The 16,234-nt window shown below is 51.4% G+C and carries 11 protein-coding genes; 10 read left to right on the top strand and 1 reads right to left on the bottom strand.

The window, feature by feature from the left end; all coding sequences use genetic code 11:
- Window positions 1–96: 96 nt before the first annotated feature.
- From ACZ5EH_RS13945 to ACZ5EH_RS13900, 10 genes are all read left to right on the top strand, one after another.
- On the top strand, window positions 97–612 hold the full coding sequence (locus tag ACZ5EH_RS13945) for a CarD family transcriptional regulator (protein ID WP_464278303.1): 516 nt from the start codon (window positions 97–99) through the stop codon (window positions 610–612).
- Window positions 613–1,116: 504 nt separating this feature from the next.
- A complete protein-coding gene (gene rho, locus ACZ5EH_RS13940; protein ID WP_464274489.1) occupies window positions 1,117–2,364 on the top strand; it encodes a transcription termination factor Rho in 1,248 nt (415 codons plus the stop codon).
- A gap of 107 nt (window positions 2,365–2,471) precedes the next feature.
- On the top strand, window positions 2,472–3,929 hold the full coding sequence (locus ACZ5EH_RS13935) for an IS1182 family transposase (protein ID WP_464274022.1): 1,458 nt from the start codon (window positions 2,472–2,474) through the stop codon (window positions 3,927–3,929).
- Between the two features lie 377 nt (window positions 3,930–4,306).
- Window positions 4,307–6,337: a methyl-accepting chemotaxis protein gene (locus ACZ5EH_RS13930; RefSeq protein ID WP_464274488.1), complete on the top strand. Its 2,031-nt coding sequence runs from the start codon at window positions 4,307–4,309 to the stop codon at window positions 6,335–6,337.
- 369 nt (window positions 6,338–6,706) lie between these two features.
- Window positions 6,707–7,465: an ABC transporter ATP-binding protein gene (locus tag ACZ5EH_RS13925; protein WP_464274487.1), complete on the top strand. Its 759-nt coding sequence runs from the start codon at window positions 6,707–6,709 to the stop codon at window positions 7,463–7,465.
- A 26-nt stretch (window positions 7,466–7,491) separates the two neighbouring features.
- Complete coding sequence (locus ACZ5EH_RS13920) at window positions 7,492–8,649, top strand: SufB/SufD family protein (protein WP_464274486.1); 1,158 nt, start codon at window positions 7,492–7,494, stop codon at window positions 8,647–8,649.
- Window positions 8,650–9,283: 634 nt separating this feature from the next.
- The gene (locus tag ACZ5EH_RS13915; RefSeq protein ID WP_464274485.1) at window positions 9,284–9,595 is read left to right on the top strand and encodes a carboxymuconolactone decarboxylase family protein; all 312 of its coding nucleotides are present in this window, start codon (window positions 9,284–9,286) and stop codon (window positions 9,593–9,595) included.
- Window positions 9,596–9,599: 4 nt separating this feature from the next.
- Window positions 9,600–10,910 (top strand): ABC transporter substrate-binding protein, encoded by a 1,311-nt coding sequence (locus tag ACZ5EH_RS13910; protein WP_464274484.1) that lies wholly within the window; start codon window positions 9,600–9,602, stop codon window positions 10,908–10,910.
- A 10-nt stretch (window positions 10,911–10,920) separates the two neighbouring features.
- Complete coding sequence (locus ACZ5EH_RS13905) at window positions 10,921–12,774, top strand: ATP-binding protein (protein ID WP_464274483.1); 1,854 nt, start codon at window positions 10,921–10,923, stop codon at window positions 12,772–12,774.
- A 19-nt stretch (window positions 12,775–12,793) separates the two neighbouring features.
- Window positions 12,794–13,516 (top strand): STAS domain-containing protein, encoded by a 723-nt coding sequence (locus tag ACZ5EH_RS13900; protein ID WP_464274482.1) that lies wholly within the window; start codon window positions 12,794–12,796, stop codon window positions 13,514–13,516.
- A 79-nt stretch (window positions 13,517–13,595) separates the two neighbouring features.
- Here the strand turns inward: ACZ5EH_RS13900 and ACZ5EH_RS13895 are convergent, their stop codons facing one another.
- Window positions 13,596–15,821: an esterase-like activity of phytase family protein gene (locus ACZ5EH_RS13895; protein ID WP_464274481.1), complete on the bottom strand. Its 2,226-nt coding sequence runs from the start codon at window positions 15,819–15,821 to the stop codon at window positions 13,596–13,598.
- Window positions 15,822–16,234: the final 413 nt, after the last annotated feature.

The following is a 16,234-nucleotide window of genomic DNA, read 5'->3' as shown; positions in this document are numbered from 1 at the left end:
CCGGACACGGGCATGGACATGGTTGTCGCTTTCAGGTATCAAGTATTTACTCGTGGCGAATCGGCCACACACTCGCATTTCCCCAAGGAGCCGGTAGTGTTTGCCCCCGATCAACTGGTCGTCTATCCTGCACAGGGCGTGGGAAAAGTCGAACGTATAGAAACACAGGAAATAGGCGGTGCCACCGCTGAATTCTATATCGTGCGTATTCTTTCCAACAACGTAACGTTGATGGTTCCTGTGAAAAATGCACAAAATGTAGGCCTTCGCCCTGTATGTGATGCAGAGGTTGGCAAGAGCATTCTGGATTCGCTCGACGACCGCTCAGATTTTACCGGGTATTCCGGCCAAAACTGGAATCGCCGCTATCGTGAGTATTCAGAAAAACTCAAAAGCGGCGATCTGGCCGATGTTGCCTATGTGCTCAAAGAACTTTTGCTGATTGGCAAGGACAAGGAATTGTCTTTTGGTGAACGTCGCCTGCTGGAGCAGGCCATGAGCTTGATAACCATGGAGTTGTCACACGCCATAGGCGCCGATCAGGACGATATCAAGGAACGCATAGAAACGCTGTTCGCAGATGTATTACAGCAACCCGACGAGGAAAAGTAGCATAAAGACCTTGCAAATGGCTCGGGGATGAGATAAGGCATCACCCTAGCAAATCACTTCTGCAGACACATCCCTATTTTCTATCCATATTGTACTCTTAACCAACCGGGAATGTGTCTCTGGTTTTCGCTTCTTGACCCGTAATGTTTGGTTTTCTAAATGCGCAGCTGCAGCTTGCAACCGCAGCGTTTGAACTTATCTTTTTTGTGCAAGATATTGCAACGCATTATTTGCCTTCTGCACACCAATAGTTCATCACTTGATATTTGAACACGTTATTTTCCAAGATACGGCTTGCAAAGCCTCTTCTTTTCTTTTGTTCATGCTGCACATCGACATAATGCGATGTGACACTTCTTCAATCGCCTGGCGTTCCCTGTAGCGGCAGAGTCAGGCTTGTCTTCAACGCCACGAGGAATTGGATTTATGCGTCAAGGCAAAGGATCGAGACAGAATCAGAATCAGAATCATGGCCAGAATCAGCCTCAGAATCAGGATAACATCATGAACCTATCTGAGCTCAAGACCAAAAGCATGTCAGAGCTCATGGGTCTTGCTAAAGAATACAATATCGACAACCCAAGCGGGTTGCGCAAGCAAGAGCTCATCTTCACCCTTCTGCAAAGTTGCGCGTCCCAAAACGGCGCCATTTTTGGCGAAGGTGTCCTCGAAATCCTGCCTGACGGTTTCGGTTTTCTGCGCTCTCCCATGTACAGCTACATGCCTGGCCCGGATGACATCTACGTATCTCCTTCGCAGATCAGACGTTTTGGACTGCGCAAAGGTGACGTGGTTTCCGGCCAGATACGCCCCCCAAAAGAGGGCGAACGCTATTTTGCGCTCTTGCGTGTCAATGAAATCGGCTTCTTGAGCCCTGAGAACTCCAAGCAACTGGTTCTCTTTGACAACCTGACCCCCATATATCCTGACAAACGCTTTGCCATGGAGAACGGGCCAACCAATTATTCTTCTCGCGTCATCGATCTGTTGTCGCCTATTGGTTGTGGCCAGCGTGGCCTCATCGTCGCCCCGCCGCGTACCGGTAAGACAATGCTGCTCCAGACGATCGCCAACTCCATCAACGCAAACCATCCCGACGTCTACCTTATTGTCCTGCTCATTGATGAGCGCCCTGAAGAAGTCACCGACATGGAGCGTACGGTCAACGCCGAAGTCATCAGCTCCACATTTGATGAGCCGCCACAGCGCCATGTGCAGGTTGTTGAGATGGTGCTCGAAAAGGCCAAACGTCTTGTTGAGCGCAAGCGCGATGTTGTCATCCTGCTGGATAGCATCACGCGCCTTGGCCGCGCCTACAACGCGGTGACGCCTTCTTCCGGTCGTGTGCTTTCCGGTGGTCTGGACGCCAATGCCCTGCAACGTCCCAAACGCTTTTTCGGTGCAGCCCGCAACATCGAAGAAGGCGGCAGCCTGACCATCATCGCCACTGCCCTTATAGATACCGGCTCCCGCATGGATGAAGTCATCTTTGAGGAGTTCAAGGGGACGGGCAACATGGAAATCTACCTGGATCGCCATCTCTCTGAAAAGCGTGTCTTCCCTGCCATTGATATCAACCGTTCCGGTACCCGTAAGGAAGAATTGCTTCTTCCTGAGGATGTGCTGAATAAGGTCTGGATTCTGCGCAAAGTGCTTTCTCCCATGAACTCAATTGATTCCATGGAGTTCCTGCTGGACAAGATGAAGGGTACAAAGGGCAACGAAGAGTTTTTGCTCACCATGAACAAATAAATCTCTAAATTCGCTAGACAAAACTGAAAACGCCGCGGCAATGCCGCGGCGTTTCAGAATGCTGACAAATCCTCGCCAATCGGCGAGGGTTTTCTTATACTATCTTCATGCTAAAGCCGCCCAAAAATCAGCAGGTGAAAATGGAGTTTGTTTCGATCAACGAACTTGTCCCCATGAATCATCTGCTTCGCAAAATTGCCAAGGTTATTGATTTCTCCTTTATTCATGAGCTCACCAAGGATTTGTATTGCGAGGGCAATGGCCGTCCGGCCATTGAACCGGTGGTGCTCTTCAAAATGCTATTCATCGGCTATCTGTTTGGCATCCGCAGCGAGCGTCAGCTTGTCAAGGAAATCCAGGTCAATGTTGCCTATCGCTGGTTCCTTGGCCTGGGATTGCAGGACAAAGTGCCCGATGCCAGCACCATCAGCCAAAACCGGCGGCGCAGATTTAACGACACCAGCGTTGCCCAGGACATTTTTGACGGTATAGTGTTCCAGGCCATGAAAAAGAGGCTTGTCGGCGGACACACGCTTTACACCGATTCCACCCACCTGAAAGCCAACGCCAACAAGCATAAATTTACGGAAAAGCTCGTTGCCCAAAGCACGAAGTCATACTTGGGCGAACTTGAAGACGCCGTGGAGGAAGACAGGCGCAGGCATGGAAAGAAACCGCTGAAGCAGGACAACCGCGAAGCGGGGTCCAAGCGGATCAAGCAGAGCACAACCGATCCGGACAGCGGGTACATGGTACGCGAGGGCAAGCCTAAGGGCTTCTTTTACTTGGATCATCGCACTGTGGACAGCCGACACAACATTATCACCGACAGTTACGTAACTCCGGCCTCGGTGCATGACAGCATGCCCTATCTCGATCGGCTGGACCGACAAATCAACCGCTTCGGCTTTGCTGTGAAGCACGTCGGCCTCGATGCAGGATATTTCACCTCACACATTTGCAAGACGCTGGAAGAAAAGCATATTTATGGTGTCATTGGCTATCGTCGTCCCACTCGTCGCAAAGGGATGCTCCCCAAACGCGCCTTTGAATACCTGCCGGACAAGGACTGCTATCTTTGCCCCGAAGGCCAGGAGCTTCACTACTCCACCACCAACCGCGAAGGATATCGTCTCTATGACTCGTTACCAAAGGTTTGCCGCCGCTGTCCGTTACTGAAAGAGTGCACAACAAACCGGAATTGCAAGAAAACAGTGACACGCCATGTGTGGCGGGAATACGTGGATACGGTGGATGCGCACCGGCTCACGGAATTCGGAAAAAGAATCTATGCTCGCCGGAAAGAGACCGTAGAGCGCAGCTTTGCCGACGCCAAACAACTGCACGGGCATCGCTATGCTCGGTTCTGCGGCCTGGCTAAGGTCCAGGTTCAAAGCCTGCTTTCCGCCACATGTCAAAACATGAAGAAAATGGCCTTGCTGCTGGCCCCTTTGGGGCTGTCATACAAATATTTGCAGCCCAAATGCCTGTACTTTCTTCCTCAGTCTCTCTGTCTCGTTCGATTGGGGCCGATCGAGCCAACATCCCAGCTGGCAGCGGCCTGAAAAGAAATCGGTTCATAAAAACAAACCCCACTTTGCAAAAAGCGGGGTTTGTCAATGAGCTGAAACGCCGCGGCAATGCCGCGGCGTTTTTTTATTATCTACTATTTTAGTCTTCATACATTCAACTTTTAGCAATCGTTATTTTTTCAATATAATAATCTTGACTACATTGCCAAATCACATGTAATAATTTTATTTCAAAATTTATGATGTTTACATGAAAACAATTCTCATTTTTTTCATGTGCACTTGAAAGGTGTTTAAGCCTTTTTATTGACGTTTTGTTGTTTTTGGACGCTTCGTCTTTTTTAAGAACATTTTGAATATAGTTTTTTCACTGATCACTATTCGCAACAACACAAAATGAGGAGCCCGCCATGAATTTCTTGCACAACATAAGTATCAGCAAACGGTTGGCATACGGTTTTTCCATTATGCTGGTCTTTCTTGTGTTGACCGGACTTACAGGCGTGATTGGCTCAAGCCGCATTCAAAACAATCTTGACATTGTCTTCACGCGGGAACTTCCCGCAATCGACTATCTTATCGAGGCTGACCGCGACCTGCAGCAGTTGCTTGTGGCACAGCGCTCCCTGTTCCTTGCCGACCCCAAGGGCGAATGGTTCGGGGAACTCGTCAAAGAGTACGAAACCAATCTTCAGCAAGCTCTTGAGCGGTGGAACAACTTCAAAGCGATTGTGGAAAACCAAGAGCAAACAAAGCTCTTTTCCCGGTTCGATGCCGGCTACAAGGAGTGGCAGGCTGTTTCTCAAAAAATCATGGACGGCCTCAAGTCCGGCACCCCTGAAGCCAAAACGGCAGCACTTGAGCTTGGCAGAAAAGTTGAGCCGCAACTCTTCGAATCTATGCGAGACGTCATTAATGAACTTACCGAATTGAGTCTTGCCCAAGCCAAGGTACATCATGCTCAAGGGAAAAACGCATTCAATACGATTATCGCCATCATTGCGGTCATCACATTGGGATCGCTTATCATCGGCGTTACGCTTGCCACCGCAATTACACGTTCCGTTGTGCGCCCCCTTGGTCAAATAGTAGACGTTTCAGAGTCAATCGCTTCCGGTAACCTGGAAAAGAAAATAACCTACACCGGGCCCAACGAAGTCGGTCAACTTGCCGACAGTCTGCGCTCCATGCTTTCCGGTGTCATCGGTGAAGGACGTTCCATCAAATTTGGCATCAGCGTTCCCATGTTCATTACCAACCAGGATGGAGTGATCACCTATATGAACGACGAGGCCAAACCCACCTGCAGCCACCCTGCAGATCAGATTTTAAACAAACTCCCAGTTGATAAGGCGTTTGTTTCCAAAAACAATGGCCTTGCCGACCAGGTGCGTGAATGCCTGCGTACCGGAAAGCAAACCAGGGGTGAGCAGCAAATGGAGATCGGTGGCGATACTTATCATCTTATCACCACCATTGCTCCTTTGCGTGACCTTGATGGACATGTCACTGGCAGCATGGCTCTTGGTGTAGATATTACGGAATCAAAAAATCAGCTCAAACAAATTGAAATCCAACAGACAAACATGCAGGACGTTGCTGAGCAGGCCGAAACCATTGCAGAGCGCCTTTCTTCTGCAACTGATGAGCTTGCCGCCCAGTCTGAGCTTATCAGCCGTAGTGCCATGACGCAGAGTGATCGCACGGGAGAAACGGCAACCAGCATGGAGCAGATGAACGTAACCGTTCTGGAAGTTGCGCGTAACGCAAGCGACGCTGCAGAAAACGCCGATCTGGCCCGCAAAAAGGCAGACGATGGCGCCCAAATAGTCAAAAACGTCATAGAGGCCATCGACGACGTATCTCAAAAATCCCAACGTATGCGCGCAAGCCTCAACGACCTTGGCGCCAGCGCCGAAAACATCGGCAACATCATGAACGTGATCACCGACATTGCCGACCAGACCAACCTTCTGGCGCTCAATGCTGCCATCGAGGCGGCCCGGGCAGGCGAAGCGGGACGCGGCTTTGCCGTTGTTGCCGACGAGGTCCGCAAACTTGCGGAAAAGACCATGAGCGCGACAAAGGAAGTCGGCGCCGCAGTCAGTTCCATTCAGGATGGAACGAAAATCAATATTCGTGAGATGGAAGAAGCTGGCACTGCAGTCAATCGCAGTACCGAACTTGCGGGCAAGGCAGGCGAAGCGCTTCGGGAAATCGTCGACATTGTCATAACCACCACAGACCGTGTGCGCTCCATTGCAACAGCCTCTGAAGAGCAATCTGCTGCAAGCGAAGAAATCAACCGTGCTCTAGAAGACGTGGCACGTCTGGCCACTGAGACGGCAGATGGTATCGCGGAAACAGACAGAGCCGTGTCCGAGCTTTCGCAGATCGCCAATGAACTGAACCAGACCATCCAGTTTCTGCGCAAAGCATAACCAGTCCCCCGCTTTCACGACACCTAAACGCCCTCTCCGGCAAATATTCAAATTCCGGAGAGGGCGTTTTTTATTGCAGATCGCCGCCCTTTCTCTGACAGTCCTGATTTCCTAGCCTTAAAAATCTTATTTTTTATCTTTTTTTTCCTTGCCAAATTTTCACAACTCCATGCCAACAAAGAAAATCAGAGTGAAACAGGATGAAATACCCTCCTTTTCATATACGGTGGTTACCGGCCTGCGGATTGACTAAGCTTACATTCTGCTCCATATAATTATTCATTGCATCGCTAAAAGGATAAGACCATGCCGGTCACCCCTGGTTTGCATCCAGGCAATCCGGCGCAAGCATACGCTAAGGAGCGTGACATGCTCGAAATCAATGACCTGCACGTGAACATTGGGGAACGCGAGGTGCTCAAGGGCATCGATCTTTCCATAGATGAGGGCGAGACCTTCATTCTTTTTGGCCCCAACGGTTCCGGCAAAACCACCCTGCTGATGACCTTGATGGGCTTTGGCAACTACACCATCACCAAGGGCAGTATAGTCTTCAAAGGGCACGACATTACCAATGCGCCTATTTATGAGCGAGCCCGGCTCGGCATAGGCATGTCTTTCCAACGCCCGCCGACCATACATGGGCTCAAGACACGCCACCTGGTAGAACTTTGCGGTCAAGGCAACAGTGTCGGTGTTGAAGAACTGGCGGACAAGGTAAACATGACAAGCTTCCTGGAGCGCGATATCAACTCCGGTTTTTCCGGGGGCGAAATCAAGCGTTCGGAGCTTTTGCAACTCATGGCGCAAAATCCGAGTCTGGTGCTTTTCGATGAGCCGGAATCCGGCGTTGACCTCGAAAATATGCACCTCATCGGTGAAACGGTGCGCAACCTGCTCTCCAACGGTATCCAGCCGCGCCCTGACAAAAGCATGCTGGAGCAAAAAGAGCAGCGCCGCACTTCCGGCCTGATCATTACCCACACCGGGTACATCCTGGATTACGTCAACGCTGACCGCGGCCAGGTGCTTTATGACGGACACCTCTGCTGTGTGGCCAACGCTCGGGAAATCCTCGACCACATTGGCAAATACGGCTACCAGGAATGCGTCCGCTGCCTGCAGTGACACCCTGAAACTTCGTGGAGGCTCGAATGAGCGACCTCAATCTGAATGATTATACATTTACCGGCGCAGAAAGCGCTGCCATCGAAGACCTGCGGACCCTTTCCGACGAAGACAAGCAACAGCTTCTTATGGCTGGCGTTGACGTGGAAGAACGGAATCGCTCCGCATCCTTCCTGCACATGAACCACGCGGGCGCGCACTGCAAAAACAGCGACCCCGGCGTGGAAGTGATGGACATCAAACAGGCATTGCAATTGTACGACGGCCTGCCCGAATACTGGTGGAAACTCGTTGACCCTGAAAAGGACCAGTACACCAAGGCTGCGCGCGACAACCTGCATGGCGGGTATTTCATTCGCTCCAAAAAAGGGGCGAAAATCGAAGAGCCTGTCCAGTCCTGCCTGTTCATCAAAGGTGACAAGGTCGGACAGAACGTGCACAACGTGGTCGTGGTGGAAGAAAATTCCGAGATGCACATCATCACTGGTTGCGCCGTATCCCACGGCTCCCACGGAGCCGCACACATGGGTATCTCTGAATTCTACATCAAAAAAGGCGGCAAGCTCACCTTCACCATGATTCACAACTGGAGTGAGGATACTGCCGTACGCCCTCGCTCTGCCGGCGTCATCGAAGAAGGCGGCGTGTTTTTGAACAACTACGTGTTGCTCAAACCCGTGAAGGACCTGCAGATGTATCCTTCTCTGACCTTGAATGGAGAAGGCGCGGTTGCACGCTTCAATTCCGTGATCGTTGCGCCTGAGGGCTCCCATGTGGATACAGGCAACAGGATCCTGCTCAATGCGCCCAACACCAAGGGTGAGATCATAGCCCGCACATTGACCACAGGCGGCAAGATCATCAACCGCGGCCATATTGCCGGTAATGCCGTCCCTGCTCGCGGTCACCTGGAATGTAAAGGGCTGATCCTGAACGACGGGATCATCCATGCCATTCCGGAACTCGAGGGAACACTCCCCGGGGTGGAACTCTCCCACGAAGCAGCGGTGGGAAAAATCGCCCAGGAAGAGATCGAATACCTCATGGCGCGCGGTCTGGACGAGGACGAAGCTACCTCCACCATTGTCCGCGGCTTCCTGAATGTCGACATCATGGGTCTGCCCAGAGAGCTGCAGGAAGTAGTGGAAAAGACGATCAAGGACTCTGAAAAGGACATGTTCTAGCACACGCGGCTACAGACACGCCTTGGTCAAGCGAAGAGCAGGACCAATAAAATAACAACGGGAGCGAAAAATTTTTCGCTCCCGTTTTTTTTGGTTTACCGCCCTGCCCTTATGACAGGATTACGCTTATTTCGAGTTGAATTTGGAAATTTTCTCGAAATAACGGAACAACATAACCGAGCCGACAAGAATAAGGCCCGTCACGATGTAAGGGAAGACCATACGTGTCTCCGTTTTTTGCGTTACTGATGTGTGCATTTTCTCCGACGCAGTACACGGATCAATGCGAAAGCCGCAACCAGGTTCACAAGTGAAGGCCAATTATACCCGCCATTGCGGGTTGTCAACACCAAAGTTGCATCTTTTTTCCATTGCACTGGCACAAAAAAAACTGCAACACCGAGCATACTTGTTCAATATGTGTCCGTTTTACATTTTGCATAGCAAGCATGTGAAGAACAAAAAACAAAATTGTCAAAAAACTACATAAAATGCGTGCTCATTCTTGGACTTTCATATCGAGCAACTGCAGGAATGACATTATTGTAGATACATTGACTCAAGAACCAGGAGGGCATGTCTTCTCTGGAAGACCGCGCGCTTTTGAGGTAAAATAATAAAAAGGGAGGACATAATGAGCCAAACAAAAAAGCCCGCGCACTACCAACATCTCCGTGATTTGTATCCCGAAGTCATCAAGCAAGTTGAGGATCTGGGAAAAACACTGCACGAAGCAGGCCCCCTTGATGAAAAAAGCGTACTTCTGGTCCAGCTTGGCGCGGCTGCTGCGTCTTTTTCAGAGGGATCGGCGCGCAGTCATACACGTCGCCTGCTCGCCGCAGGAGTCACACCAGAAGAGATTCGGCATGCGCTGATTTCTCTGACCAGCACGATTGGCTTTCCCACGGTAGCCGCCGCTTTGCTATGGGTTGAGCGCGAGTTCTGACAGCATGTCACTTGTTTGCAGCATAAAACGCGTTCTTCACAGGGCAGCACACCTTCTTCTCATTTTTGGGGCGCTGCTTTTTTGCATCTTTCTGCAGGCGTGCCCGCAAAATGAAAAACAGAAAAAAAACACCCACGACAGCTCGCCCGGCGTTACTGACAAGGAAATCCTCATTGGATCGTCCCTTGCGCTTACAGGCCATGCTGGATACCTGGGCACGCAAACCCTCATGGGAGCGCTTTCCTATATCAACCACATCAATTCTCTGGGGGGCATTCACGGGCGCAAAATCAGAGTCATCACCATGGATGACAGATATGAACCGCCCCTGTGTCTGGCGAATACGCAGCAGCTCATTGTCGAAGAAAAGGTTTTCTGCCTGTTTTGCTATGTGGGAACCCCAACCACTGTAAAAATCATCCCCTTGGTGGAGAAAGCCGACATCCCGCTCATCGGCATGTTCACAGGGGCCAATGCGCTACGTGAACCATTCCACCCTAATATCATCAATGTACGCGCGTCCTACTACCAGGAGACGCGCGCTGCCGTTACGCATTTGGTGGAAGATCTGGGACTGAACAAGATTGCCGTCTTTTACCAGTACGACGCTTACGGCCTCGACGGGCTGCGCGGTTCGGAAATGGCGCTGAAGAAATTCGGTCTGGCTCCTGTAGCGAAAAGCTCGTACATCAGGGGCACCCTTGATGTTGAAGCCGGCCTCGACAAAATCATGCATTCAGAAGCGCAAGCCGTGGTCATGATCGGCACTTACAAGCCCTGCGCAAAGTTCATCAGACTGGCGCAAAAAAGAGGCTCCACCATGCTCTTTTACAACGTTTCCTTTGTAGGTGTGGAAGAGCTGGCAAGACTTTTGGGGCGTAATGGCGAAAATGTCATTGTCAGCCAGGTGGTGCCGCCGCCTGAACTGAAAGAGACGCGCAAGATGCTGCCAAGCGTGGGAGAGTATCTCCAACTGCTGAAAACCTGGTATCCTGAAGCCACACCCAACTCCGTAAGTCTGGAAGGATATTACAACGCCCAGGTACTGGTGGAAGGGCTGCGCAGGGCGGGGAGAGACCTCACCCGCAACGGGCTTGTCGATGCGATTAAAAGCATACATGACATGCCGCTTGGCAAAGATACATCTTTGCATTTCAGTTCCTCGGACCACCAAGGCATGGACCGCGTCTACTTTACCCGCATCCAGGACGGTCATCTCAGTCTCATAACAGACTGGCGTCAGCTGGCAAAACAGTTGGACCTGAAGGTGGCCACCCCCATTATTTCCGGTGGTCCTGCGCCATTGAAGCCTTGAGATAGCCGCCATGTTTTTAGAACGTTATTTCAAACTCAATCTTAAAAACAAAATCCTGTTTTCCTCGCTTGCCGTGGTTTTGCTGGTGAGCATCTTCATTGCCTTGCTGGCGCGCTATATTCTCATCAGCAGTCTGACGCGAGAACTTGAAATCCGCGGTCTGGGGATTGCGCACTCCCTGGCAGACCGCAGCACCGGCCTGATTCTCACTCAGGACAAACCCAACCTCATCAACATGGTCTTTGAGGAAGCGCAGGTCGGTGAACGCCGCACACTGGTCTCCTACATTTTTATTCTGGATACAGACCAGAATGTGCTGGCCAGCACCTTCATCCGCCCTTTTCCAGATAGCTTGCGCTTCGACAATATTTTAACGACCGGACAAAAGAACAGCATCAAGCTCATTGAATATGAAGACTATTCAGCATACGACGTAGCCATGCCAGTAATGGAGGGTATTTACGATGTCGGCAGCGTCCACGTGGGTCTCTCGAAAGAGCACATCGACAGTGTGGTGGGCAAGCTGCGCATGGCGTTTCTCTCTTTCATCGCGTTCATCATTCTGATCATGACCTTCATCACGGACAAGCTGTCCCGCAACATCACCCGCCCCATTTCACAGCTTATCAAGATGTCGGAGGAAATCAGTCGCGATAACCTGAATTTCACAATTGACATCAAGGCGCGACCTGGCGACGAGGTGGTGCAGCTCGCCGATTCGTTCAATCACATGGTCAAACACATCAAAGAATATCGCGACGAGCTGAAGAAATCGCAACAGAAGTACCGCTCTTTGTTCCACAGCGGTCCAGACCCTATTTTTGTTCTGGATATCCACACGCAGCGCATTCTGGATGCCAATCCCATGGCAGCCGAGGTCTATGAATACTCCCGTAACGAGTTGACCGAAATTTGTTTTCAGGATCTAGCAAAAGAGTTTGCCGATGAAGTGCTTGATGCTTTTCAGGATGGCGATGAGGAAAGCCTGGCGCGCTGCGTCTTTTACCCCAGGGCCATCCACTATAAAAAAAGCGGCGAGGCCTTCAACGTCAACGTCCATGCGTGTGGCACCATATATCAGGACCTGCCGGCCATCATCGTTTCCACCAACGATATTACCGACCTGGTAGAAAAGGATGCACAGCTCATCCAGGCCAGCAAAATGAAAACCTTGGGTGAAATGAGCGCAGGCATTGCTCACGAGGTCAATCAGCCGCTCAACGCCATCAAGCTGGGCAGCGAGTATTTGGCCATGCTCATAGAGCGAGGTGAAGACCCGCCCCCTGAACAATTGCTCAAGGTTTCGCGTCAAATCAGCGCCCAGGTCGACCGCGCTTCCGAAATCATCACCACACTGCGAGAATTTGGACGCAAGGCTGACCTGACCAAGGACAAGTTCGACATCAGCCTGCCGCTCAAGGGCGTACTGAGCTTGCTCAATCAACAGTTCAAGTTGGACAACATAGAGCTTTCCTTGGATTTTCAAAAAGGGCTGCCACGTTTATTGGCGCACAAAAACCGGCTTGAGCAGGTGATTTTCAACTTGATGACCAATGCCCGCGACGCCATCCTCAGCCGGGAAGAAACAGAGGGACAAAGTTTCAAGCGTCTGATTTCCATAAAAACATTCACCATTGATGGCCGCCCTGCCATGAGCATCACCGACAGCGGCATAGGCATACCTGAATCCAAGCTGGATAAAATTTTCGAACCATTCTACACAACAAAAGAGATCGGCAAGGGCATGGGACTGGGCTTAGCCATTTCGTATGGCATTATAAAGGAATACCACGGTGATATTACCGTAACCAGCAAACCCGGAAACGGTACTACATTCCAACTCAGCTTCCCTAGCGCCGATTAGAGGACAAGGAGCGCCCCGTATGTCAAAAATCCTGATAATAGACGACGAACGCCCTACCCTGGATATGCTCAGCCTGTTTCTTGGCGCGTATGGGCATGAAGCGCTGACAGCAGAAACCGGCGAAGAGGGCATCGAGGTTTTCAATTCCGAAAACCCGGACATAGTCATGACCGACATCAAGATGCCCGGCATGGACGGCATTGAAGTTCTCAAGAAAATCAAAGCAATCGATCCTTCCACAGAAGTCATTGTGGTTACGGGCCACGGAGACATGGACCTGGCCATCCAGGCCTTGAATCTTTCAGCCACGGACTTCATCAACAAGCCGGTGCAGAAGGAGGCCCTGGAAGCGGCGCTCAAACGCGCAGAAGAGCGCTTGGCAGCCTCCAAAAAGACCGTTTGCAATGAGATATCCATCCGCAACATAGAGAGCGTCTTTGTGTTGGACATCCATGGAAACGTCACCTCCAATTCCGAACCGTTCCTTTTGGATGCCTGCAATCGCCTTGTGGAGCAGGAAGCCAATCAACTGGTGCTGCATTTCGACGAAAACGCCACCATCAATGGCGCCGGCATCACCCTGCTCACACAATTGGTTCTCGAGAGCTCCCAAAAGGGGCGCAAGATCGCCATCACTGGTGTATCCGACAACTTCAAAAAGGTTTTTGACATCGTCGGCATCAGCAAATTCGCCACTCTGGCCGACAATGAAGACGAGGCCGTGGCAATGGTCACGAGCTAAAAGAACACACACTGCTCAAAAGTAAAAAGCCGGCGCTCTTCCCGAACGCCGGCTTTTTTTCGTTGTGTGCAGCAGTCAGTTATTTGTCCAGCATTTCGCGCTTGCCCAGTTCGATGAACAGGGTTTCGCCCGTGCTGTCATCCACACCGTCATTGTCCGTTACACAGAATACGCGACCGTCCTTGGTAACGGCAAAGCCTTCCACCTTGTCCGGCACAAAGCCTTTGTATGCAGCCAGTTCTGGCAGCACGTCCACAACCAGCTTTTTGTGCAGCACCGGCATTGCTTCACCGGCGGGAACTGCTTTCACACCTTCCAGGGAGACCACATACACACGCTTGATGCGTGCATCCTCACCGCCTTTATTGTCACGCTCAACAATGGCAAACCTGTCGCCACCAAGGCTGGTGATCTCGCTCAGGCCGACCCACCCCTTGGCGGGGGACTCGGGAGCATCAAGGGGATAATGCATGAATGCCCAGCTTTTATCCTTGGGGCTGTAAACGCCGATACGCACCATGCCCTGGGGATCGTCGTTCCACTCACGCTGAAAAGCAACATAAACCAACTCGTTGTCGCCCTCTCCTACCGATGTGACACCCTCAAAACCAAAGCGCTTGGCCTGGGCATTCACACTTTCAGGCAGGGTGATTTCTTCCAACACCTTGCCATCAGGTGCAACCTTCAGCAGCAGATTGGTCTTTTCTTTTTTGGGGTTACCTTCGCTGACCAGCCAGAAACCACCGCCAGCAGCCAGGCTGATGCCTTCCAGATCGTAGCTGGCCTGCTTGCCGTCCTTCATCAGCGCAACGGCACCACTGATGATGGCCGGCGAAGTGGAAGCGTCAATAGTAAGAATACGCGAGTCCTTGTAAAAGCTGTCAGGCACCGCGTAAATCAGATTGGGGTCGTCGGCGGATGCGGCCAGGCCGGACAGGGCGCCAAAAGGAATCGGCAGGCCATTTTTTTCGGCAGACTGAATTGTGGGGTATTTGGGAGCACCCTCACCATAGGCGTACAGCATGACAGTGGCGCGAACGTGATCTTCTTCGCTGTCTTCCTCGTTTGCAACCACCAACAGTTTGCGCTCAGGAATGTAGGCTACGCCCTCAGGCTTGACGCCGGTGGACAAAAACTGACGGAATACAGGCTCCTTGCCCGGTCCGGCATCTTCGAAAACAGCCACAAAGTTGGCGCGCTCAGCGCCGATGAAAAACATGGGAGTGCCATCTACCATGGCGGCAGCCGCACCTTCTGGTTCTATGCCTTTTTTGCCGGAACGCTTCTCAGGATACTGCCCCATGGAAACTGCCAGGTGCGCCAGGGATGAATTGCTTTCGTATTCTACCTTGCCATCCTTAGTAAAGATGGTGAAACCGCGGCTCCCGCCCTTGTAATCACCCTCATTGGCAATGACGAAACGGTCATTGTCCAGCCAGGCAACTGCATCAGGCTCGCGGAGGGCGCCCTTGATGCTTTGGGTCTGTGAAATAACCCCGTCCTTTTCGGTATCCACGTTTTCCAGGTCCACTGCACCGGCAGAGAAATGGGAAACCACCTTGCCGGACGCCAAATCCACGACAGCCAGGTGATTGTTTTCCTGCAAGGTAACGACAACCTGATTGGCATCGTTGATGGAAACGAATTCTGGTTCGGGGTCTTCAGGCGCGACTGCAGCAAGACCTGTCAACTCCACAAAACGAGCCTTGTCAGCCGGCATTCCCTTACCATCAAGGTCAAGTATCGCCAGATGACCAGCAGGCATTTGCGGAATAACGCCTTCCTCAAATTCTTCATCGCGCTCGTTTTCTATGGCGATGGCGACATACTTGCCATCCGGGCTCACAGCCACAGAGTCGGGCTGGCCACCCACATCAACTTTTTTGACAATGGACTTGGAGTCGAGGTCCACCACTGCCACATGGCCGGAAGGCTTCTTGTAGCTCTCGGAGGTATTCACCCCCACATATCCATACCCGCCAAGTACTCCGACAGAAGTAGGCTCGCCACCGAGGTCAATACGTCCGCCAGCCTTGGGAGCATCCGGCGCGCTGATGTCCAGAAAACCAAGGGCCTCGCCCGGGCTGTCCGTGTACACGACCATCTGTCCATCCAGGGCGGGGACGATTATTTCAGCAGCCGTTTCAGTTGCCTTGTCCACCCCATCGGGGAGGTTGTTATAGACAAACCAGGTGCTGACGCGATTGAATGATGCGGCACTGGCAGGGGCGGCGCCCAAAACCAAAACCGTGACCAAGGCAAGAAAACATAGTGGAATGCACTGTTTAGTGTGCGATGAGATCATTAGCTCCTCCGTTCAAGTGGGTTAGGTAAGGTCTTTAGAAAATTATCTGACCCTACCTCCCCTGTGTTTCATATACTTTACAAAGAAGCGTCAGTTTGCACCAAACCGTGCAATATAAACAAATAAAACTAGACAGTTATAATATGTCCTTTGAGACAAGTGCATACTGCAACCTGTGTTTCTCCCAATTCTGCAAACAGCCTTCTTCCCAAAAAAGAGACGCAACACCTGAAATATGGTTATCCACTTCAGGGCACACTACGCAGGGGAGTAACATACCACTTGCAGAAAACGGCCGTTGGAAAATCCACACAAATAGTAAAGGGGGTGGCGAACCACCCCCTTATAGGTATTGTAAAAGGCTCTTGCGCCCTCCTGGTGTCATCCAAAAGGATTCACAAAATACACACTGT

Source organism: Desulfovibrio biadhensis (genome assembly GCF_055388615.1).
The sequence above is the reverse complement of the archived record's forward strand: the minus strand, read 5'-3'. Positions and strand labels throughout refer to the sequence as shown.